20 protein-coding genes and 1 pseudogene are annotated in these 20576 nt (G+C 71.5%); 8 read left to right on the forward strand and 13 right to left on the reverse strand.

Features of this window, described 5'->3' with window-relative positions:
- Positions 1-17 precede the first annotated feature (17 nt).
- The 5 genes from B4K29_RS18360 to B4K29_RS13495 form a co-directional block, all read right to left on the reverse strand.
- Positions 18-479, reverse strand: coding sequence for a hypothetical protein (locus tag B4K29_RS18360; RefSeq protein WP_349680251.1), 462 nt, complete (start codon positions 477-479; stop codon positions 18-20).
- On the reverse strand, positions 466-1641 hold the full coding sequence (locus B4K29_RS13480; protein ID WP_286955431.1) for a Mu transposase C-terminal domain-containing protein: 1176 nt from the start codon (positions 1639-1641) through the stop codon (positions 466-468). Before B4K29_RS13480 ends, B4K29_RS18360 begins: the two co-directional genes overlap by 14 nt.
- A 282-nt stretch (positions 1642-1923) precedes the next feature.
- Positions 1924-2490 carry a recombinase family protein gene (locus tag B4K29_RS13485; protein WP_084074635.1) on the reverse strand — a complete coding sequence of 189 codons (567 nt, stop codon included), beginning with the start codon at positions 2488-2490 and terminating at the stop codon, positions 1924-1926.
- A 427-nt stretch (positions 2491-2917) separates the two neighbouring features.
- Complete coding sequence (locus B4K29_RS13490) at positions 2918-3520, reverse strand: sugar O-acetyltransferase (RefSeq protein ID WP_114552743.1); 603 nt, start codon at positions 3518-3520, stop codon at positions 2918-2920.
- Entirely contained in the window at positions 3520-4437 is a 918-nt protein-coding gene (locus tag B4K29_RS13495) for a helix-turn-helix transcriptional regulator (protein WP_286955433.1), read from the reverse strand. The genes B4K29_RS13490 and B4K29_RS13495 overlap by 1 nt, the downstream gene beginning before the upstream one ends.
- A 140-nt stretch (positions 4438-4577) precedes the next feature.
- On the opposite strand from B4K29_RS13495, the gene B4K29_RS13500 reads away from it, so the two are divergent.
- From B4K29_RS13500 to B4K29_RS13510, 3 genes are all read left to right on the forward strand, one after another.
- On the forward strand, positions 4578-5600 hold the full coding sequence (locus B4K29_RS13500) for a zinc-dependent alcohol dehydrogenase family protein (RefSeq protein ID WP_286955427.1): 1023 nt from the start codon (positions 4578-4580) through the stop codon (positions 5598-5600).
- A gap of 67 nt (positions 5601-5667) precedes the next feature.
- Positions 5668-6201, forward strand: coding sequence for a cyclophilin-like fold protein (locus B4K29_RS13505; protein WP_286967704.1), 534 nt, complete (start codon positions 5668-5670; stop codon positions 6199-6201).
- A 34-nt stretch (positions 6202-6235) separates the two neighbouring features.
- Complete coding sequence (locus B4K29_RS13510; protein ID WP_286955423.1) at positions 6236-6634, forward strand: (R)-mandelonitrile lyase; 399 nt, start codon at positions 6236-6238, stop codon at positions 6632-6634.
- A 69-nt stretch (positions 6635-6703) separates the two neighbouring features.
- Here B4K29_RS13510 and B4K29_RS13515 read toward each other — a convergent pair whose 3' ends face one another.
- Entirely contained in the window at positions 6704-7540 is an 837-nt protein-coding gene (locus B4K29_RS13515) for an SDR family NAD(P)-dependent oxidoreductase (RefSeq protein WP_286967707.1), read from the reverse strand.
- 93 nt (positions 7541-7633) lie between these two features.
- Here B4K29_RS13515 and B4K29_RS13520 point away from each other — a divergent pair, with 93 nt between their 5' ends.
- Together B4K29_RS13520 and B4K29_RS13525 are read left to right on the forward strand one after the other, a co-directional pair.
- The gene (locus tag B4K29_RS13520; protein WP_286967709.1) at positions 7634-8254 is read left to right on the forward strand and encodes a TetR family transcriptional regulator; all 621 of its coding nucleotides are present in this window, start codon (positions 7634-7636) and stop codon (positions 8252-8254) included.
- Positions 8255-8569: 315 nt separating this feature from the next.
- Positions 8570-9772, forward strand: a complete 1203-nt coding sequence (locus tag B4K29_RS13525) for a bifunctional metallophosphatase/5'-nucleotidase (RefSeq protein WP_286961575.1) — start codon at positions 8570-8572, stop codon at positions 9770-9772.
- A gap of 94 nt (positions 9773-9866) precedes the next feature.
- On the opposite strand, the gene B4K29_RS13530 is transcribed toward B4K29_RS13525, so the two are convergent.
- The gene (locus B4K29_RS13530) at positions 9867-11450 is read right to left on the reverse strand and encodes a hypothetical protein (protein ID WP_286961573.1); all 1584 of its coding nucleotides are present in this window, start codon (positions 11448-11450) and stop codon (positions 9867-9869) included.
- Positions 11447-12301, reverse strand: coding sequence for an ABC transporter ATP-binding protein (locus tag B4K29_RS13535; RefSeq protein ID WP_313534743.1), 855 nt, complete (start codon positions 12299-12301; stop codon positions 11447-11449). Before B4K29_RS13535 ends, B4K29_RS13530 begins: the two co-directional genes overlap by 4 nt.
- Before the next feature lie 143 nt (positions 12302-12444).
- Here B4K29_RS13535 and B4K29_RS13540 point away from each other — a divergent pair, with 143 nt between their 5' ends.
- A complete protein-coding gene (locus B4K29_RS13540; protein ID WP_019284590.1) occupies positions 12445-13092 on the forward strand; it encodes a TetR/AcrR family transcriptional regulator in 648 nt (215 codons plus the stop codon).
- Between the two features lie 3 nt (positions 13093-13095).
- Here B4K29_RS13540 and B4K29_RS13545 read toward each other — a convergent pair whose 3' ends face one another.
- Positions 13096-13590 carry a peptidase gene (locus B4K29_RS13545; RefSeq protein ID WP_286961570.1) on the reverse strand — a complete coding sequence of 165 codons (495 nt, stop codon included), beginning with the start codon at positions 13588-13590 and terminating at the stop codon, positions 13096-13098.
- Between the two features lie 75 nt (positions 13591-13665).
- Here B4K29_RS13545 and B4K29_RS13550 point away from each other — a divergent pair, with 75 nt between their 5' ends.
- Both B4K29_RS13550 and B4K29_RS13555 read left to right on the forward strand, forming a co-directional pair.
- Complete coding sequence (locus tag B4K29_RS13550; protein WP_286961569.1) at positions 13666-14781, forward strand: GNAT family N-acetyltransferase; 1116 nt, start codon at positions 13666-13668, stop codon at positions 14779-14781.
- Positions 14782-14786: 5 nt separating this feature from the next.
- Positions 14787-16022: a GNAT family N-acetyltransferase gene (locus tag B4K29_RS13555; RefSeq protein ID WP_286961568.1), complete on the forward strand. Its 1236-nt coding sequence runs from the start codon at positions 14787-14789 to the stop codon at positions 16020-16022.
- Here B4K29_RS13555 and B4K29_RS13560 read toward each other — a convergent pair.
- The 4 genes and pseudogenes from B4K29_RS13560 to B4K29_RS13575 form a co-directional block, all read right to left on the reverse strand.
- Positions 15980-16387, reverse strand: coding sequence for a GNAT family N-acetyltransferase (locus B4K29_RS13560; protein WP_286960593.1), 408 nt, complete (start codon positions 16385-16387; stop codon positions 15980-15982). The genes B4K29_RS13555 and B4K29_RS13560 overlap by 43 nt on opposite strands.
- Before the next feature lie 90 nt (positions 16388-16477).
- A pseudogene (locus B4K29_RS13565) lies at positions 16478-16885 on the reverse strand (VOC family protein); the annotation flags it as partial.
- 81 nt (positions 16886-16966) lie between these two features.
- On the reverse strand, positions 16967-17743 hold the full coding sequence (locus B4K29_RS13570; RefSeq protein WP_286967713.1) for a class I SAM-dependent DNA methyltransferase: 777 nt from the start codon (positions 17741-17743) through the stop codon (positions 16967-16969).
- Between the two features lie 76 nt (positions 17744-17819).
- The gene (locus tag B4K29_RS13575) at positions 17820-20486 is read right to left on the reverse strand and encodes an AMP-binding protein (RefSeq protein WP_286967715.1); all 2667 of its coding nucleotides are present in this window, start codon (positions 20484-20486) and stop codon (positions 17820-17822) included.
- Positions 20487-20576: the final 90 nt, after the last annotated feature.

Raw genomic sequence — 20576 nt, forward strand, 5'->3', positions numbered from 1 at the left:
CCACTCACCGGAGAAAGTCACACGTCGTGAACGTAGGGGTCGACGAGTCCGAGCTCGTCGTAGTCGATCGCGTAGGAGATCGCTTGGCAGGCTCGGGGTAGGCCTTGGTCGATCTGCTTGATGGTGGCGGCCACCGTGGGGGTGTAGAACGCGGTGCGTACTTCCAGGACCCGTGGCGGCACGGGTCCGACCGTGTCGCCGACGTCGTATTGCCATCGCTCCCAGGAGTCGACGCCGGCGTAGTGGCGGGCTGAGAGTGTCTTGCCTATCCCGGGCGGGCCCCAGCACAGTCCGATGTAGCGGTGGGTGCGCACGGTGTCGGCGAACTCGGTGAACCGCCGGTGCTCGCGGGTGCTGTAGAAGGACGGGACGGGGTGAGGGTGCGGGGCGGAGGAGTTGACCTCGTCGAAGGTTCCGGTGAGGAACCGCCGGCCGTCGTCGTCTTTGCCGAGCACGGAGAGCTTCTTAGTCGGTGGCATACAGACGCAGTCCATGTCGTGGTCGGGGCTCAGGAGCCGGTGGCGGTGCTGTGTCGTCGGTGCTGACTGCTGGTGGGGCGTATCGGGTATCGCTGGGCAGGGCGCTGGCGAGGGTGCGGTGTTGGCGGAGCTGGTCCTTGAGGTCGCGGCGGCGTTGACGGCGGGCGGCTTGGAGCTGGTCGAGGGAGATCGACTCGGCGGACAGCTCAGGGGCGATCGCCCGGCACAAGAACTCGTCGTTGAAGTACACGCGGATCTCCCCGACGTCGCGCGGGTTGAAGCGGACGGTGACCTGCTCCCCGACGTAGGCGGCCAGGACTGTGGACAGGTAGCGGGTCGAGGCGAACTGGATGCCGTCGCGCTGGACCTTGCGGGTGGTGGCCGCGGTGAGCAGGAGCAGGTCGAGATCCTCAGGGTGGGCGGGGCTGCGCGGGATGAAGCCGCTCGCGCTCCACCGGACGGTCGGCCCCTGGTGGGTCTGGGAGTGGGGGCGGGCGTTGTACTCGGCAACGACGTACTGCTCGAGGATGGCGTCGAGGTCTTCGAGCGAGAGCGACGGGGAGGTGACCGGTGCGCCGTTCGTGCCGTGCGGGATGTACCCGGGCAGGTGCGGCAGGAGCTCGGTGGTGACGGTCCGGTAGAACCGCTCGATCTTCCCCCGCCCTTGAGGCACCCCGACCCGGGAGTGGATCAGCCGGATGTGGGTGTCCAGGCACACCTGCTCCAGGCGAGCGGAGGTGAAGTCCGAACCGTGGTCGCTGTAGAGGACCTCGGGCAGCCCACAGACCGGCCAGCCCGGGTTCGCCTTGGCATTGACGGCCTGGTGCAGGGCGAGCGCCGTCTGCTCGGCCGAAGGTGCGCCGAGGAAGAGGGTGTAGCCGACCACGGCGCGGGAATAGTCGTCCAGGACCACCGTCAACCAGGGGCGCACCTGGGTGCCCTTGGCGTCGAGGATCGCCACGTCCAGGAGAGTGTGGTCGACCTGCCACTGCTCGTTGGGGCGCTCGGCCGAGCGCCGCAGCACCAGCTCGAACCTGTCCCGGTATCCCGCGTCCCCGTGCTCGGCCAGAGCGCGCAGCCCGGGATCGATCCCGGCGACCAGGCTCCGGACGCTGGAGTAGCTGGGGGCAGACAGGCCGCGATCGTGTGCGATGCCGGCCACGCGGCGGTGGATGAACGCCACTGTCGGAGCCGGCTTTGCCAGGGCGAGAGCTTCGACTACCTCGATCAGCTCTGCCGGGATTCGACGCCGGCCATGATCGCTGCGTTGGCGCCGAGCGAGGCTGTGTGAGGTGGGGTCAGACCGATAGGCGCGCGCCCAGCGCGAGAGGGTGCGCAGCGGGACCCCCGACTCGGCTGCCAGCCGCGTCCATGGGACACCGTCGTCGTGGCGGCTCAGGAGAGCGATCTTGTCCGAGACCTCCCACCGCGCCGGCACGTCCCCTCACATCGGCCGTGCGTCTTGGGCGAGGTGGCGGTAGATCGTGCCGCGCGAGACCCCGAAGGTCTCAGCGATCTGCTGGACCGTGTAGGACTTCTCGTCATACATCGCCCTGGCCTGACGCGCCTTCGTCGCCGTCATCTTGAACCGGCCCCCACCCTTGCGACCTCTCGCGCGGGCAGCGGCAAGACCATCCTGGGTCCGCTCGACGATCAGGTCATGCTCGAACTCGGCGATGGCCGCGAGCATGTGGAAGAACAGGCGGCCACCCGGTGTCGTGGTGTCGATCCCCTGAGACAGTGCCTTCAGCCCAATGCCCCGCTGCTGCAAAGTCTCGACGACTTCCTTGAGGTTGCGCACCGATCGACCAAGCCGGTCGAGCTTGGTCACCACGAGGGTGTCACCTGAGCGCAGGTAGTCCAGAGCATCGTCGAGCGCGGGCCGCTTGGCCAGCACACCCGAGGCGTGCTCGACGAACACCTTCTCGCACCCCGCGGCGGCGAGCAGGTCCGTCTGCCCGTCCGGATTCTGCTCCCGGGTCGAAACGCGCGCGTATCCGATCGAAGCCATCACCCGAATGTACCGACAACGTGCCTCGCGGTACATAGGTCTCGGACACGGCCCATGAGACACGACGCGCGGTGCAGCACCGTGATGGGGGCGACGGTCTCATGGACGGTCGTTTGTGCGACAGTCGCTGGTGGGCGCGGTCATTGACCGGTGGCACAGCGCTGGCGTCGTGATGAGTCTCCGCTCACCCTCACGGTCGTCCCTCGTCATGGCGCGATAGGCGTGGATCGCTACGAGGGGCACCGTGGGGCTGGGCGCCCAACCCATGCGCCCGTGTCGAGCATCCGGAAGCGGTGCGGACTACGGCTGACGGATCGAGGGACGGCCCGTCCTCGTGTCGTGCTCGGCGAGCTGGGCGGGCCGCCGGCGCCGCCGCGACATCAGGCCGTGGGGGCGAGCTGGAGGACGGAGGCGGATGAAGCGCCTCCTAGAGGGCCGTGCTCTCAGACGTGTGTGAGGCGTCGAAGCCGGTCGTCCGGATGGGCCGAGCCGGGACTCCGGCCACGATGGTGTTCGCCGGGACGTCTCTGGTGACCACTGCGCCAGCTCCGACGATCGCGCCGTCGCCGATGGTCACCCCGGGCACGACGGTGACTGAGGCGCCGAGCCAGACTCTGCGCCCGATCGTGACGGGCGCCGGCGTCATGTCGGCTCGCCGTGCAGGGTCGACGGCGTGGTTGAGGGTGACGATGGTGCTTCCGTGGCCAATGAGTGTGCCGTCACCGATGGTGATCCCTCCGGCGTCCTGGAACCGGCAGCCCATGTTGATGAAGACGCCGGCGCCAAGCGTGAGGTTCTTGCCGAACTCACAGTAGAACGGCGGGAAGAGAGTTACGGACTCATCGAGCGTCTGCCCGGTCAGCCGGGTGAGAAGAGAGCGGACCTCCTCCGGAGTCCGGTAACCGCTGTTGAGCTCTGCGACCACGTGCAGCGCCTCCTGGGCGGCGCGGTGCATGAAGGCATGCTCATCCGAGCCTGCCTGGATGACGGACCCGCGGGCGACGTGCTCGATGAAGCCTTGCAGTTCCATCATCGCTCCTGTTCTGCCGAGCCTGCGCGGGGTCGAGGCTCATCGGTGCTGGACCCGGTGACGGCCGGGTCAGCCGCCCAAGAGGCGAGTAGGCGCAGGCGCTCGGCCGACGGCGAGCCGGGCTCGGCCGTGTAGACCATGAGTACCTGGCCGGGCTCGGCGGTGATGGCGAGTTCCTCGTACGCCAGAGTGAGCTCGCCGACCACGGGGTGGTGGAAGCGCTTGGTGCCAGACCCGTGGCTGCGCACGTCGTGCGCGCCCCACAGTCGACGGAAGGTCTCGCTGCGCGTCGACAGTTCCCCGACCAGATCTTGGAGGCTCTTGTCGTGCGGGTCGCGGCCTGCCTCTGCGCGCATGATCGCTACGCACATCTCGGCGAACAGGTCCCAGTCCGGATAGAACTCGCGGGCCGCGGGATCGAGGAACTGGAATCGCGCGAGGTTCGGCGTGCGGCCGCCGTCGCCGATCACGGGGGAGTAGAACGCGCGGCCGAGGTCGTTGGTCGCCAGCACGTCCTGGCGCTGGTCACGGACGAAGGCGACGCCCTCGGTGATCGCTGCCAGCGCCCACTGCAGGCTCGGGCGCGGTGGTGCTGGCCGGGTCGTGCGTCGACGCGGACGACCGGACGAGGGGACGCCGTCTGCTGCACGGGCGAGGTCCAACAGGTGCGCGCGCTCGGTGTCGTCGAGCTGTAGCGCCCGCGCGACGGCGTCGAGCACGGACGCCGACGCGCCGCCGATCGCCCCGCGCTCGAGCTTGGCGTAGTACTCGACGCTCACGCCGGCCAGGACGGCAACCTCACTGCGGCGCAGGCCCGGCACGCGACGGTTCGTGCCGCTGACGACGCCAACAGACTCGGGGGTAACTTTCGCGCGCCGGGAGACGAGAAACTCGCGCACATCCGCTCGGTTGTCCATGCCTTCGACGGTAAGCCGAACGCGGCCGTCGAGGAAGGCCGTGCCGTGGGGTGTACTGCCGGTACACCCCACGACAGGCACTCCCACACTCCGAGGATCAGGCACACGATGGGACTATCCATCCAGAGAAGGAGAACCTCATGCGCGGCGTGATCATGCACGGCCCCGGCGACGTCCGGGTCGAGGACCGCGACGACCCGACGATCGTCGACCCGACCGACGCGGTCATCCGGCTGGCAGCAACCTGTATCTGCGGCTCCGACCTGTGGCCCTACCGCGGTGCCGACCCCGTGGACCACGCGACGATGGGCCACGAGTACGTCGGCGTGGTGGAGGAGGTCGGCGCCGAGGTCACCACCGTCAAGCCCGGCGACTTCGTCGTGGGTTCGTTCGTCATCTCCGACGGCACCTGCGAGATCTGCCGCGCCGGCTTCCCGTCCAGCTGCGTGCACCGCATTTTCGTGGACGGTGCGATCGGCACCCAGGCAGAGAGGGCCCGGATCCCGTTCGCCGACGGCACGCTCGTCGCGACCCCCGGCCAGCCGGACCCCGACCTGATCCCGCACCTGCTCGCCGCTTCTGACGTCCTGGGCACCGGCTGGTTCGCTGCCGTCGCCGCCCAGGCTGGGCCGGGCAAGACCGTCGCCGTGGTCGGCGACGGTGCCGTCGGACTCATGGGTGTCCTCGCGGCCAAGCAGCTCGGCGCTGAGCGGATCATCGCCATGTCCCGCCACAAGGACCGCCAGGACCTCGCGCGCCACTTCGGCGCCACAGACATCGTCGAGGAGCGTGGGGACGCCGGCGTGGCCCGCGTCAAGGAGCTCACCGGCGGGCTCGGCGCCCACTCGGTCATCGAGGCCGTCGGCACCCAGGAGTCGATGGTTCAGGCCATCAGCTCGGCCCGACCGGGCGGGAACGTCGGCTTTGTCGGCGTCACGCACGACGTCCAGCTGCCCGGCGAGCTGCTCTTCTTCTCCCAGGTACAGGTCCTCGGTGGCCCCGCCCCCGTCCGCCGCTTCCTGCCCGAGCTCATCCAGCTCATCTGGGACCGCGCGATCGACCCGGGCAAGGTCTTCGACCTCACCCTCCCGCTCGAGCGGGCAGCCGAGGGTTACAAGGCCATGGACGAGCGCCGCGCCACCAAGGTGCTGCTGACCCTGTGACCACCGTCTGCCTGTCTGCCCCGTCCACGTCGGCAGGCAGGCAGGCGGTCGACCCAGGAGGACCGCGATGCGCGCATCCGCAACCCGCAGCACCCCGATCTGGCTCGTCACCGCGCTCCTCGCCGTAGCGACGTCGGCCTGCACGAGCCAGCCCACCCAGCCCGCCGCAACCGATGACAGGACGGACATCGTGAGCACACCCACGACCCCGGCACCCGAGCCGACACCCCACAGCGTCGGCACCACCATCCGGCTCACCATCGGCGACACCACCATCGACGGCGAGCTGTGGGACAACCCGGCCGGACGCGACCTCGTCGCTCGCCTGCCCCTGACGCTCACGTTCAGCGACTACAACGCCGTCGAGAAGACCGCGCGCCTCCAATCGGCCCTGACCATGAACGGTATGCCCGCCGGCGACGACCCCAACCCTGGCGAGATCGGCTGGTACGCGCCATCGTCGGACCTGGTCCTGTACTACGGCGACGTCGGCCACTGGGACGGCATCGCCCGCCTGGGGACGTTCGACGCACGTGGGATCACCCTGCTCGCCGACGGTCCGGCCGACGTCGCCGTCTCGATCACGCTCAGCGACCGCTGACCGACAGACACACCGACACGAGAGGAAGACACCCATGAGGTTCACCCGAAGCGGCGGCCGGACCGGCGCCGGACCGCAGGAATGGTTCACCGGCACGGTCTATATCGACGGAATCCGCAATCCTGATGATCAGTCCGCCGTGGGGTGCGCCCACGTGCGGTTCTCCCCGGGCGCACGGACGGCATGGCACCACCACCCCAAGGGGCAGACGCTGTACGTGACCGACGGCATCGGTTACGTCGCCACTCGCGGCAGCGAGGTCCGTGAGATCCGGCCCGGGGACGTCGTCTACATCGAACCCGGTGAGGAACACTGGCACGGCGCCGCACCCGATCGATTCATGGCACACGTCGCGATTCAGGAGGCTGACGAGCACGGCCAGGTCGTGACCTGGCTCGAGCACGTCCCCGACGCGGACTACCAGCGACGCTGACTCTCTCCCGTCCTGAGGGCGGCAGCTGAACTCGCAGCAGGACGACCGTCGACCGGGGCCGCCGGCGGCTCAGGCCTCGATACCGACCCGTCGGGCACTCTCGGCCCAGATCGCCTCGACAACGCCGAGGTCGTCCTGCTGCGGGTTGGGTCGCTTGGGCAGCCTGCGGCGCTCGTCGTAGTACGTGCCCGACTGCCACGTCACACCCGGTGTGCCGTCCATGGCCCAGATGAGGTTGTCGGCGCCGAAGTCGGGCGTCGACAGCAGTCGGGCAAGGGGGCTCTTGTAGATGAGCTTCATCATCGCGTTGCCGGTCTCCTTGCCGAAGTTCGACGCGATGTTGCCCGGATGCAGCGCGACAGTGCTCAGTCCCTGGTCGTGATAGCGGGCGTGCAAGCCCTTGGCGAACAAGATGTTGGCGAGCTTGGAGTCCCCGTACGCCTTCATCGTCTTGTACCTGCGGGTGGCGTCGAGATCGGCCAGGTCGAGCTTGCCGAACGCGTGCGCTCCGACGCTGGACGTGTTGACCACGGTGGCGCCGCTGGCCACGAGCACGTCAAGCAGCAGATTGGTGAGCAGGAACCCGGCGTAGTGGTTCACCTGCATGGTGCGCTCGTTGCCGTCCACGGTGACCATCCGCTCGGCGAACACTCCGCCGGCGTTGTTCGCCAGCACGTTGATCGTGTCGGTCCGGTCACGGATGTGCGCCGCGAGGGCGCGAACATCATCGAGGCGCTCGAAGTCCGCCACGAGAACCTCCGCCCCCAACGGGCCAGCGACAGCCTCAAGCTTGTCGCGGCGCCTGCCAACCAGCAGGAGCCGATCACCCCGCGGTGCGAGCTTCCTCGCGGCGGCAGCGCCGATTCCATCCGACGCGCCGGTGATGACGATGGTGCGCTGAGCCATGTGATGACCTCCCGATAGTCAAGTATTTCCGACATGCTACGTCACTAGTGACACCGTGTGTCAAGCGTGCGCCTGTGCGATAGGCTACTCGTCATGACGTCCCCTGCCACCTCAGAGTCGTTGCGCGATCGGACGCGACGTGCGGTGCAGCAAGAGCTCACGGGGGCCGCCATCACCCTGTTCGCCGCGCGCGGCTTCGACGCCGTCACCGTCGACGAGATCGCGGAAGCCGCAGGCATGTCCCGCCGCAGCTTCTTCCGATACTTCGCGAGCAAGGACGAGGTCGTCCTCGCCAAGGTCGCCCGTCAGGGTGAGCAATTCGTGGCGGCCCTCGCCGAGAGGCCCGACGACGAACCGGCCTGGACGGCGCTGCGACGCATGTTCGACGGTGCCGTCGCTCTCGGCGACGACCCCAGCCAGGGGCACCACGCGAGCGAGTGGGACAAGATCATCGGATCCTCTGACGCACTGCGCGCCGGCTACCTCCAGCGCATGCAACGCGCACAAGGCCTTGTCGTCGAGGAACTGGACCGCCGCGAACAACGACGAGGCAACCCGTCGTGGGAACCCCTCACCTCAGCAGCCCTCGTTGCCACCGCTTTCGCCGCCCTGCTCACCGCCCACGCCCACGCCCAGTCCCACGGCGCCTCGCTCGGCAGATGCCTCGACGCGGCGATGCACGCCATCGCGCTTGAGACGCAAGCAACCCTCTAAGTCGCAGAAACTGACCGTACGCGACCCACACAGACGCCGCCAGAACTCGGCGAGCCGCACCAATAACCTGCCGCTCCGTCCACGCCCGGAGGACCACTGCGGCGCGGTAGCGGTGTCCTCGCGCGGATCCACCTGGCCGGCTCATCGCCCACCGGTCGGCGTCACGAAGCGGGCCCCTTCAGACACTCAGCACCCGGCAACTGGTCGACGCCGCCAGAGAAGTCCTCCTCATCGGCCACTGACAGTTCTCAGAATCACGCCACCAACCGATGCGATCCACACAACCGCCACGTCGCCGGTCACAAGCCCGTCAAGGTGGGCATCCTCGGCCTCACCACGCCCGGGTCGGCGATCTGGGACAAGGCCAACGTCAACGGGCGCCTGCGGTTCGGCGACATGGTGACCGCGGCCAAGAAGTACGTCCCCGAGATGCGCCGCAAGGGGGCCGACGTCGTCGTCGTGCTGTCGCACTCGGGCGAGGGCGGGACGTCGTCATACGGCCCCGAGCTGCCGCCGGAGAACGTCTCCGACGTCATCGCTCGCGAGGTGCCCGGGATCGACGTGGTCGTGGCCGGGCACAGCCACCGGGACGTCCCCCAGAAGCGCATCGTCAACGAGGTCACCGGACGGGAGGTGCTGCTGACGCAGCCCTATCGCTGGGCGGCGTCCGTGTCGCAGGTCGACCTGCGGCTGGTCAAGGAGCGCGGCCGGTGGGCCGTGGCCTCCAGCGCCGCGACCTCCTTGCGCGGCAAGGACTTTGCGCCGAACCCCCGGGTCGTCAAGGCCGTCCAGCCCTATCACGACGCGACCGTCGCCTATGTGAACCAGGTCGTGGCGCGGTCCTCCCAGGAGCTGTCCGCGGTGGAGTCGCGCTACAAGGACACGGCGATCATCGACTTCATCCAGCAGGTCCAGACCGACGAGGTGCGACGCGGCCTGGCCGGGACGCCGCAGGCCGCGCTGCCCGTGCTGTCGATCGCCGCGCCGTTCAGCCGGACCGCGGTGTTCCCGCAGGGCGACGTGACGATCCGCGACATCGCGGGGCTCTACATCTACGACAACACCCTCGAGGCGGTCCAGCTGTCCGGGGCCCAGGTCAAGGCCTACCTCGAGCACTCCGCGGGGTACTTCGCGCCGGTGCCGGCCGGAGGCACCTTCGACCCCGCCACCATGACGGGGGCAGGTGGCACCCCCGACTACAACGACGACATCGTCTCCGGGGTCTCCTACGACATCGACCTGTCCCGGCCGGTGGGGTCGCGCATCACCGGGCTGCGCCGATCCGACGGCACCCCGGTCGCCGACACCGACCAGTTCGCCGTGGCTGTCAACAACTACCGACGCTCGGGCGGGGGGAACTTCCCGGGGATCTCGACCGCGCCGGTGATCTACAACCAGCAGAAGGAGATCCGACAGCTCCTGATCGACTGGGCCGCCGCCAAGGGCGTGATCGACCCCGCCGACTTCTTCGTCCCGAGCTGGCGCCTCACCGCGGGCGGCGTGCCGCTGGTGCCCTGAGCAGGAGAGAGGAGGGCCGACCCCTGGCAGCGCACAGCGGGTCGGCCCGTCTCCGGCGCGGGCCGGTCCGTCCTGGCCGCGGTCGGCGCACCCGTCAGCCGGCGCGCAGGTCCCGTCGCTGTCCGCCGGGGACCGTGGCGCCGAGGAGGAGCACGGCGAGCACGCCCAGCACTGCGAGGGCCAGGGCCGACGGCGGCCGAGCGGGCACGTCGCCGACGGCGTCGACCGGGGAGAGCGCGCGGGCCCCCTCCGGCAGGCGCAGCGAGTCGGCGAGCAGCCCAACGACGAGGATCCAGGCCACGAGGGCCCATGCGGCGGGGGTGGCAGCGGGGAGCCACGCGGCCAGCGCGAGGGAGCCCGCGACCACGACGACGACCGGCGCCGCGTAGGCGACGGCGAGCTCCAGCGCAGTGCGCAGGACATGACCGTCACCGGTCACGTCCGCGCTCGACAGGCCGTAGGTCGCGAGTCCCGCCGCCAGCAGCGCGAGGGCCTGGCCGCACGCGACGACGGACCAGCCGCACCAGACGGCGAGGCGTGAGGCCCGACCTGCCAGGACGGCGCCCAGCCGTCCCTCGTCCTCCTCGGTCCTCAGGGCCATCGTCACGCCGATGCCCGCCAGGCAGGCCAGCCCGGCGTCGGAGACGCCCACGAGCGTCGTCACGAGGTCGGTGGCGTTCGAGATGCCGAGGCCCTCCATCAGCGCCGGGTTGTCGCGGATGAGCGAGGTCATCTCGTGGGCGAGGAACCCGAAGGAGCCGGACCACACCAGCGTCGCGACGAGCCAGCCGGTGAAGGACCGGCGGTTGAGCCGGAGCGGCCAGCCGAGCACCGTTGACGTGCGTGGTCGACCGTGCGGAGGGCCGGGGCGGGGGGCCACGACGCCGGAGTCGAGGTCGCGGTGCAGGCGGACGGTGACGGCGGCGGTGCCGAGCGCGAGCGCTGTCGCCAGGTAGGCCGCGGTCGGCCACCACGACGCCGAGCCACCCCAGGGCCGCGCCTCCGCCACCCAGCCGAGCGGGCTGATCCAGGTCGCCTCCAGCTGCAGGGCGTCCACGACGACGCGGCCGAGGAAGGCCGCCCCGAGCGTGCCGAGCCCCAGCATCGTGGCCGTGCGAGCGCCCTGGGCCAGCTCGGACGAGAGCAGTCCCACCGCGGCGAAGCAGATCATCATGGCGGTGAGCACGACGGCATACCGGATCGCCCCGGCCACCGGCAGGCCGAGGGCGCACAGCCCCGTCGCCACCCCGATCCCCACCCCCAGCAGCGGGAGGGCGTTCACGACGGCGCCGGCCAGCAGCGGGGCCAGGGAGCCGGCGCGATGGGCCGTGACGAGCTCCACGAGGCCGCTCTGCTCCTGGGTGCGCGTGTGCCGGACCGCCAGCAGCAGGGCGGCGACCGGCAGGAACAGCTGGCCGAGGAACCCGACCTCGTAGGCGCCGATCCCTCCCAGGGTGTGCAGGTCGTAGCCGCGGCCGTTGAACGCGGCGGTGGCGGTGGAGCGTCCGAGCGTGGCCGCATAGGTCGCCCGGTCCGAGGCCTCGGGATACAGGCTCACGGTGCCGGCGCAGGTCGCGACCACCAGGGCGGTGCAGGCGCCCCACCACAGCAGCAGGCGTCGCCAGCCCGTGCGCAGGAGGAGACGGATGATCCGGGTCGTGCCCTCGACGGCGGTCACGCCGGCACCTCGTCGTAGTGCTCCAGGAAGAGCTCCTCGAGCGACGGGGGACGCACGACCAGGCTGGCGGGCTCGTGCCGGGCGACCAGCGTGACGGCCGCCGGCATGGCGGCGTGGGTGGTGCTGAAGGTCGTGTGCGTCCCCCGGGACACGGGCCGCTCCACCACGTCGGTGACCCCTGGCACGCCGGACAGCGCCCGTATGCCGTGAGCGGTCGTCGTCTCGACGGTGGTGAGGGTGTTGGCGCGCAGGTCCTCCAGGGTGCCGGTGGAGACGGTGCGGCCTCGCCGGATGATCGTGACCCGGTCGCAGAGCGCCTCCACCTCGTCGAGGATGTGGCTGCTCAGCAGGACGGTCCGACCCTCGTCGGTGAGCTCGCGCACGACCTGCTGGAAGACCGCCTCCATCAGGGGATCGAGCCCCGACGTGGGCTCGTCCAGCACGAACAGGTCGGCGGTGCTGGACAGGGCGGCGACGAGGGCGACCTTCTGCCGGTTGCCCTTGGAGTAGGTGCGGGCGCGTCGGCGGGGGTCCAGCTCGAACCGGTCGACGAGCTTGTCGCGTCGGGCCCGGTCCTGCCCGCCCTGGAACCCCGCGATCAGGTCGATGCACTCGCCGCCGGTCAGCGAAGGCCACAGGGCCGTGTCGCCGGGGACGTAGGCGAGTCGGGGGTGGATGGTGCGGGCGTCGCGGACGGGGTGCCCGCCGAGCACCTCGAGCTCCCCGCCGTCCAGCCGCAGCTGGCCGAGGAGGGCTCGGATGGTCGTGGACTTGCCCGCCCCGTTGGGCCCCAGGAAGCCATGGACCTCTCCCGCCCGGACGCTCAGGTCGAGGCCGTCCAACGCTGTCACCCGGCCGAACCTTTTGTGGATCCCGCGGGCCAGGACAAATGGATAGTCAATGTCAAGTGACAGTCGCTGTCTCATAGTCCACCCTAGCGTTAGACTGACAGTCACTGTCAAGAGGTTGTCCTGCACCGATCCGGAGGTGAGACGTGAAGCAGCCCTCGCTGCGGGAGCGCAAGAAGATCGCGGCCATGCACACGATCCAGGAGGCGGCCGTGGACCTCTTCGAGCGCGACGGGTTCGACGCCGTCACGATCGACCAGGTCGCCGCCGAGGCGGACGTGTCGCCCAGCACCGTCTACCGCTACTTCGGCACCAAGGAGGGGCTGGTGCTCCACGACGAGCTCGACGACGGCGCGATAGAGCTGTTCATCACCCGGGTCGCGGCCGGCGAGGACCCCGCCGTCGCCATGCGGGCAACCCTGACCGAGGTCCTCGGCGAGCACTTCCACCCGGCCGACGAGGACCTGACCCGACGACGGACACTGCTGTGGATGGGCACCCCGGCGATCCGCCGAGCTGGGCTCGAGCTGTTCGACGACGTGGTGGAGCAGGTCGCCGTCGCCCTGAGCGAGGTGACGGACGCCGACCGGCAGCAGTCGCGCCTCGCCGTCAGCGTCACCCTCTGGCCGCTCATGGCGGCCATCCGCAACTGGCACGAGGACGGGGCGCAGGTCGACGGGTGGTTCGAGCACCTCCAACGGGCGCTCGCCGTGGCGCCCCAGACCATCCCGGGCTGGCCGGGGAGCTCCCCGTCCCCGTCCCCGACCCCACCGCCGGCCACGCCGCAGAGCTGACCGTCAGGTGAGGCCCTGCCGCGCGTCGTCCAAGCAGGTCGCGCGCTTGCCCCGCGGGGTGCCGATGCTGCGCAGGCAGGTGCAGCGGCGCCCGTCTCGGCCGGCGTCCCCGGCGAGCCGGGACCAGACGAAGCGTTCCATCTGCAGGTGCTCCCCGAAGTCCAGCTCCCCGCCGTCGACCAGGGGGGCGAGGTCGTGGGCGACCGTGATCCTGCACTCGCCCAAGGGGATCCGTTCGGCTAGGGCCGCCAGCCTCTCCTCGGTCCACTCGGTGCCCTCCCAGTCGACCTCGTCGACCGCCTCCGGCACCTCGACCCGACCCTCCAGGGTGCGGCGCGGCTCCTGCGTGGTGAACGCGAGGCTCTGGGCGCGGCAGCCCTCGCCGCCGAGGTAGGCGTGCAGGTGGCCGCCGAGGGTGGCGACCATGACCAGGGCGTCGTGCGTGACGGCGAACCGGGACGTGCCGCCGGGGTGGTCCACGGTCACGGCATACGGCATCTGCTGGAGTCCTCGGGGTCGACGGTGCGGTCATCGGGTGGGGGCCTGTCGGAGGCTACGGCTAACGTCGGGCTCATGGCCACCGCCCCGCCCCACCGTGCCGTCCCCGCAGGCGCTCCGACGACCGTCGAGACCCGGCGGCTGCGGCTGCGGCCACCGCGCATCGAGGACGCGGCCTTCCACCACGCGCTGCACTCCGACGAGCGCCTCTTTCGCTACGCGCCGTGGGCCGTCACGACCGACCGGACCGCCAACCTCGTGGGCCTGCAGACCTGGGTCGAGGCCTGGGAGACAGACGGATTCGGCTACTGGGTGGTCGAGGACCGCCCGTCGGGGCGCCTGCTCGGGATGGCGGGGGTGCGCCCCCTCCCGCACGACAAGGAGGGGGTCGCCAACCTCTACTACCGCTTCGCCCTGGAGTGCCACGGCCAGGGCCTGGGACGCGAGGCGGCGCGAGCGGTGACGGCCTGGGCCGCGGAATGGCTGCCGGGGTGGACGGTGCGGGCCGTGGCGCGCGACGACAACGCCGCGTCGGGGCGCACGGCGGCCTCGGCGGGGCTGCTGCGCGGCGATCCGCACGTGATCCCCGGCGATCCCGTCGAGCTGGGGCCGTCGCGGGCGTGGTGGCTGCCGCAGGTGCAGGTCGCCGGTGCTGACGAGCGCTCCGTGGGTGCTGGGCTGCGGGACCAGATGCTCGACCTGTGGTGCGCGGTCAACGTGGCCGGGGGAGCGGTGGGCTTCACCCGGGACGCACCGCGCGCGGCCGTGGCCGATCGGCTCGACGAGGCCCTGGAGCGCACCGACGACGACCGCCGGACCCTCGGGATCATGCGCGACCGCGGTGGGCGGCTGCTGGCCTTCGGCTGGTGGATCCGCAGCGATGACGGGCTGTTTCGTCATACGGCCACTCTGCAGAGGTTCATGGTCGACCCGGACGTGCGGGGTCGCAACCTCGGCCGGGTCGCTCTGGGTGGGCTCCACGCCGTGGCGCGGGCGCTGCCCGGGGTGGAGCAGGTCGATCTCGTCTATCGCAGCGGGCTGGGGCTCGGCCGGTTCTACGGATCGATGGGGTGGGTCGAGGTGGGGCGCGCGCCGCGGTCGATCTGGGTGAGTGCCGACGACCGCCGTGACAGCGTGTGGATGGCCAGGTCGGTGACCGGCGCACCGTTGGTGGCGGAGGGATCGTTGTGAGCCGTATGGCGATTCGCGCGGGACGCCTCGACGACCTGATGCACCTGCCCGCCCTGGACGCCTCTGGTGGCGTGCACTTCCGCGGCGCCGGGATGGACCTGGTGGCGGACATGCCTCCGGACCCGCCGGAGGCCTTCGAGCCGGCTCTGGCCGCGGGCACGCTGTGGGTGGCGGTGGACGAGGGTGACCTCCCGGTGGGTTTCGTGCGGGTCGAGCCGGTCGACGGCCGGCCGCACGTCGGTCAGCTCAGCGTCCACCCCGACCACGCCGGGCACGGGCTCGGGGCGCGGCTGCTCGAGACGGCCGAGGCGTGGGCCCGGACCGCGGGGCACGAGGACATGACACTGACCACCTATCGCGACGTGCCGTGGAACGGCCCGTACTACGAGCGGCTGGGGTGGCGGGTGCTGCCCGAGTCGTCGCACGGTCGGGGGCTGGCTGCTGCGCGGCAGCACGAGCGGAGCCTGGGCCTGGACCGATGGCCGCGTCAGGCGATGGTCAAGCACCTGACGCCGGGCCTGACACCCGGCCCGCGGGGGCGACCGGTCGTCACGACGGACCGGATCACCTTGCGCCCCATGACGATCGAGCACCTGCCCCTCCTGCACCGCCTGGACTCCGACCCGGAGGCAATGCGCCACCTGCTGGGGCGCGCGCGGACGCCGCAGGAGATCGACGACTTCTGGGGGCCGCGGTGCGCCGATACGAGCGGGGACACGCTGGGTCTGGGGTGGTGGGTCGGCTTCGGGACTGACGACTTCCTCGGCTGGTGGGACCTCGGTCGCAGCGACTCCGAGCCGGGCTCCGCCCCGCATCCGGACGCCGCGGAGATCGGGTGGCGGCTCGAGCGGCGTCACTGGCGCCAGGGCCTCGCGACCGAGGGGGCCCTGGCGCTGGTGCGCCACGGCTTCGAGACCGTCGGGCTGCGCCGGATCTGGGCCGAGACGATGGCCGTCAACACCGGGTCACGCGGGGTGATGCGCAGGCTCGGGATGCGGCACGTGAGCACCGAGGTCCGGACGTGGGACGAGCCGTTGCCGGGCGCGGAGGAGGGCGAGGTGACCCACGAGATCACCGCCGATGAGTGGCGCGCCCATCAGAGGAGCACTCACTGGGTATGGCAATGGTGGCCCGACTCCCCGCCTGACGAACGCCGCGACCGACACGGAGGGGCTCACCCGGAGCGCGGTGGCGAGCCTCAGTCGAGTGGGCGCTTGAGCCCGGCGTGGGTCGCGACGTAGCCGAGCCGCTCGTAGAAACGGTGGGCGTCCGCTCGCGAGAGATCGGTCGTGAGCTGAGCGAGCGACGCGCCACGCTCGTGGCCCCAGGCGTGGGCCCACGCGAACATCGCTGCGCCGAGGCCGGATCCACGCTCCGACGGGGAGACTCGGACGCCCTCGACCTGCAACCTGGTCGCGGCCGAGCGGGACAGCCCGGGCAGGAGGGTGAGCTGCATGGTGCCCACCACCTCGCCGCCTGCGTCGCGGACCACCACGAGCAGGTGCGACCGGTCGCTGTCGATGCGGTGGAACGCTGCGACATACGGCTCCGGGTCCTCGACCTCCCGCTCTGCTCCGAGGGGGTCGTCGCGCAGGAGGCCGACGATGGCCGGGACGTCGGCGAGCCCGGCCCGCTGGACCGTGAGGTCGCGGCCGTCGACGACGAGGTGGTCGAGGTCCTCGGTCGCAGGTTCGGCGACGAAGAGGCAGAAGGGGTGCCCCGCGGGATCGGCATAGACGTAGAGCGGCTCGTCGGGGTCGTCGGACCGGTCGAGGAGCAGGCGTGCACCGAGCGCCAGGGCGCGAGCGTGGTGCTCCTCCAGCGCTGCCAGGTCAGGGACGGTGAGGTCCAGGTGCAGCTGCATCGGGACGTCCGGCGCCGGCCACGTGGTCCGCTCGAGGTGCTCCACGTGCTGGAAGGCCAGCGTCCGCGTGCCGTCCGGCCGGGTCAGCACCAGCCAGTCTCCGTCGTCGGGCGCCGGGTCCCCCGGCGGCTCGTCGCCGGGCCGGTAGACCAGCCCGAGCAGCCGGCGGTAGAACTCCGCCAGGGCTCGGATGTCCACCGCGTCGAGCACGGTGTGCAGCACGGACGGGTTCTGACTCATGACCTGATTGTCCGTCGCGCCGATCGCGCGTGCACAGCTGCGCCCCGACGGGTCGCATCACGTCAGGTGGCCTGTCGGGGCTCATCGACCGTCGGCGGCCTTGCGATAGACCGAGACGTGGGACGTCGACGCGGAGGTGAACGGCGTGCCCTGCCAGTCGGCGTGGCGGGACTCCGGCTCGAAACCGGCGAGGCGGGCCATCAGGTCCAGCTCCGACGGCCAGACGTAGCGGTGCGGCGTGCGGCCGACCGTCGCCGAACGCCCCTCGCCGAAGGTGAAGTGGTGCGACACCAGGCGCTGCGTGGCGGTGTCGAGGGTGTCGACGAGGATGTAGCCGTCCTCCACCGCACCGATGATCGCGGGCAGGCCGGGCGCCATCTGCTGCAGCTGCGGCACCCACAGCTCGATCACGAACCTCCCACCCGGCCGCAGGTGGGCGGCGGCGTTGCGGAAGCACTCGACCTGCGCGTCCTGGGTCAGCAGGTTGCCGATGGTGTTGAAGACCAGGTAGACGAGCGAGAACTCGCCCGGGACGACGGTGCTCGCCATGTCGCCCTGCGTGACGGGGAGCTCCTCGGGGCTCGCCTTCTCGCGCAGCCGGTCGATCATCGGCCGGCTGATCTCGATGCCGCTCACCTCGATCCCGCGCCGCACCAGCGGTATGGCGACCCGCCCGGTCCCGACGGCGAGCTCGAGGGCGCGGCCGTTCTCGGCCAGCTCGGCGAGGCGGTCGACGGTGGGGCCGAGGACCTCGGGCGCCTCCATGCCGGTGCCCGGGGTGTCGTAGGTCGCTGCGGCGCGGGCGTCCCACAGCTGCTCCTGGGTCAGGTGGTCGAGCGCTGTCACGTCATGGGGCATGGCGCCCAGCCTGCCCGGGCCCGAGGCGTGCCGGCCACTGGTTTGCGGGCGACTGCTTTGCGGGCGACAGCAGACGTCAGGTCGACGCGGCCGGTTCGCCGAAGAAGGTCCGCAGGTGCGCCGCGACCTCCTCGGCCCAGGGCTCGCGCAGCAGCGTGAAGTGGTCACCGCTGATCTCGACCTGGTGGTGCGGGCCGATGAGGTGCGGGGCCCACCGGGAGCGGGCGTCCTTCTCGGGGGACTGCGCCACGAGCACGAGGGTCTCGCCGGGCCACGGCTGGGAGCGATAGGCGCGCGCAAGCGCGTCGGACTGCAGGAAGAACCGCCACGCGTCCGTGGCCCCGGTGGTGTCGCGCAGCGAGGCGCGGACGAGGCGGACCAGCGAGCGGGCGCGCGCCGGGGGCGAGGTGCCTTCCTCGGGCTCGGGGTGCAGCGACGGCTCGGGCGGGAAGGAGTCGATGATCGCCAGCCGGGCGTCCTGCCCGACGGAGCGCAGCTGGTGGCACATCTCGAAGGCCACGAGCCCGCCGAAGCTGTGCCCCGCCAGCAGGTAGGGCCCCTCGGGCTGCACCCGCCGCACGACCTTGACGTAGCGCCGGGCGAGGCGGCGCAGGGTCAGGTCGGGCAGGCCACGGGCCTCGAGCACGGGATTCTGGAGCGCGTATGCCGGCCGCCCGCCGAGTCGCAGGGCGATGGGTCGCAGCGCGATGCCGATGCCTCCCGCGCCGGCGAGGAGGAACACCGGACGCTCAGCAGGCCGGCACCCGGCGTCGTTTGCCGCGGCCTCGGCACCCTCAGCCGCACCGGCGGGGCCGGCGCCCGCTCCGGTCACGAGTGGGACCAGGCAGTGGTCGGGACCGGCCCCCGTGCCGCGGACCGCCTCGGCGAAGTCGGCGAGCACGGGAGCCTGCGCGAGGACGGTGGTGCGGGCCCGGTCGGGGTCGACGCCGAGCTCGGACACCAGCCGCGCCATGAGCGCCTCGGCGGCCAGCGAGTCCCCGCCCAGGGCGAAGAAGTCGGAGTCGGGCCGCAACGGGCCGTCATGCTCCAGCGCGGCCGCCCACTGCTCGGCGACCAGCGCCTCCCAGCGGGAGGTGTGGGCCCCGGACAGCTCCCGCTCCGGTGCCTCGGGCAGGGCGGCGCGGTCGATCTTGCCGCGGTCGTTGCGGGGCAGCGCGCCAACGAGCACGAAGGCCTCGGGGATCATGTGGGCCGGCAGCTGCCCGCGCAGGGCCTGCCGCCACGCCGCCTCGAGCCCCGGGTCGGGCAGCTCCGCGCCGGGGAGCCCGGCACCGGTCGGGGGCGCCGGGAGACGGCGGTGGACGACATACGCCACCAGCCTGGTCCGACCGTCGCCCGGGCGCGGGCCGCTGACCACGACGGCCTCACGGACGTCGTCGAGCGTGAACAGCGCGGCGTCCACCTCGCCGGGGTCGACGAGGTAGCCGCGCACCTTGACGCTGTGGTCGGCCCGCCCCACGATCTGGATCGCGCCGTCGGGCAGGACGCGGCCGAGGTCGCTGGTGCGGTAGCGGCGCGTGCCGTCCGCGAGGTCCGCGAAGGCCTCGGCCGTGGCCTCGGGGAGCTGCCAGTAGCCGGTCGCGACCTGCGGCGCCGTGACGACGAGCCGACCCGTGGCCCAGGGTGCCGCCGGGGTGCCGTGCTCGTCCATGACGCTCAGCACGGTCCGGCCGACCCCGCGGCCGGCCGGGAGCGGGCCGTCCAGGGGCGGGTGCTCGGGGCCGACGACGTACTCGGCGATCAGGCCCGTCTCCGACGAGCCGTAGCGGTTGCGCACGAGGCAGCCGGCCGGCAGCAGCGGGCGCACCGCCTCGACGTCCCGGCCGTATGACGCCTCGCCGGCCACCGTGAGGCTGCGCAGCGTCGCGAGCATCGCCGGGTCGGGCGCGGTGGCGACGAAGCCGCGCAGGATCGCGGGGCTGGTGATCATGAGCGTGCAGCCGTGCTCGGCGATGACGGCGGGCAGACCGGCGATCCCGCGGCTGCGGGCGTCGTACAACCGCATCCGCGCTCCGACGAGCAGGCCGTGCAGGGTCGTGGTCAGGCCGGCGTGGAAGGCGATGGGCAGGGTGTGCGCGATGGTGTCGGCCGAGGAGTAGCAGCCGGTGGCGATCGAGCTGTTCCAGGCGTCGCGGACGAGCAGGCGGTGGTCGTTGGCGACGGGCTTGGGCGTGCCCGTGGACCCGGACGTGAAGGCGAGGGCTGCTACGGAGGTCGGTGACGGTGGGTCACCCCACAGGATCTGGGGATCGGCGGGTTCGAGGCCGCGGACCGAGAGGGGGACGACGTGCAGCTCGGACGCGAGTCGCTCGTTGGCCGGGTCGGTGACGAGCAGTCGTGCACCGGCGCGCTCGACCAGCTGGGCCTGGCGGGGGCCGGGCGTGCGGGGGTCCAGCACGAGCACCGGGTGCCCCGAGGCGACCACGGCCAGCAGCGTCACCACGGCATCGACGGTGTGGTCGCAGCACATGGCGACGGTCGCGGCGGCGCCGAAGGCGTCCTCGCCGTGACGTGCCGGGGGCGGGTCGAGCGCGTCGAGCGCCTGGCGGATCCCGCGCAGGACGCCGGCCGCCCTCGCAGCGACCTGGCCGTAGGTCAGGGACGTGTCCTCGTCGGACACGGCGACGGCGTCGGGTCGCGTCGATGTCACCCGCCGGAACCGTGGCAGCACCCCGTCGTCCACGTCGGACTCGGACAGCTCTGTCCAGACGCTCTCGCTCATTGATGCCCCCACCGATCCTGCGGCCTGATCGGTCTCAGGCCACCCCCAGGGTCACGGTACGTGTCGGTCGTGGGCCGCGTCACCAGGACA

Source organism: Arsenicicoccus sp. UBA6765 (assembly GCF_002453335.1).
GTDB classification, from domain to species: domain Bacteria; phylum Actinomycetota; class Actinomycetes; order Actinomycetales; family Dermatophilaceae; genus Arsenicicoccus; species Arsenicicoccus bolidensis.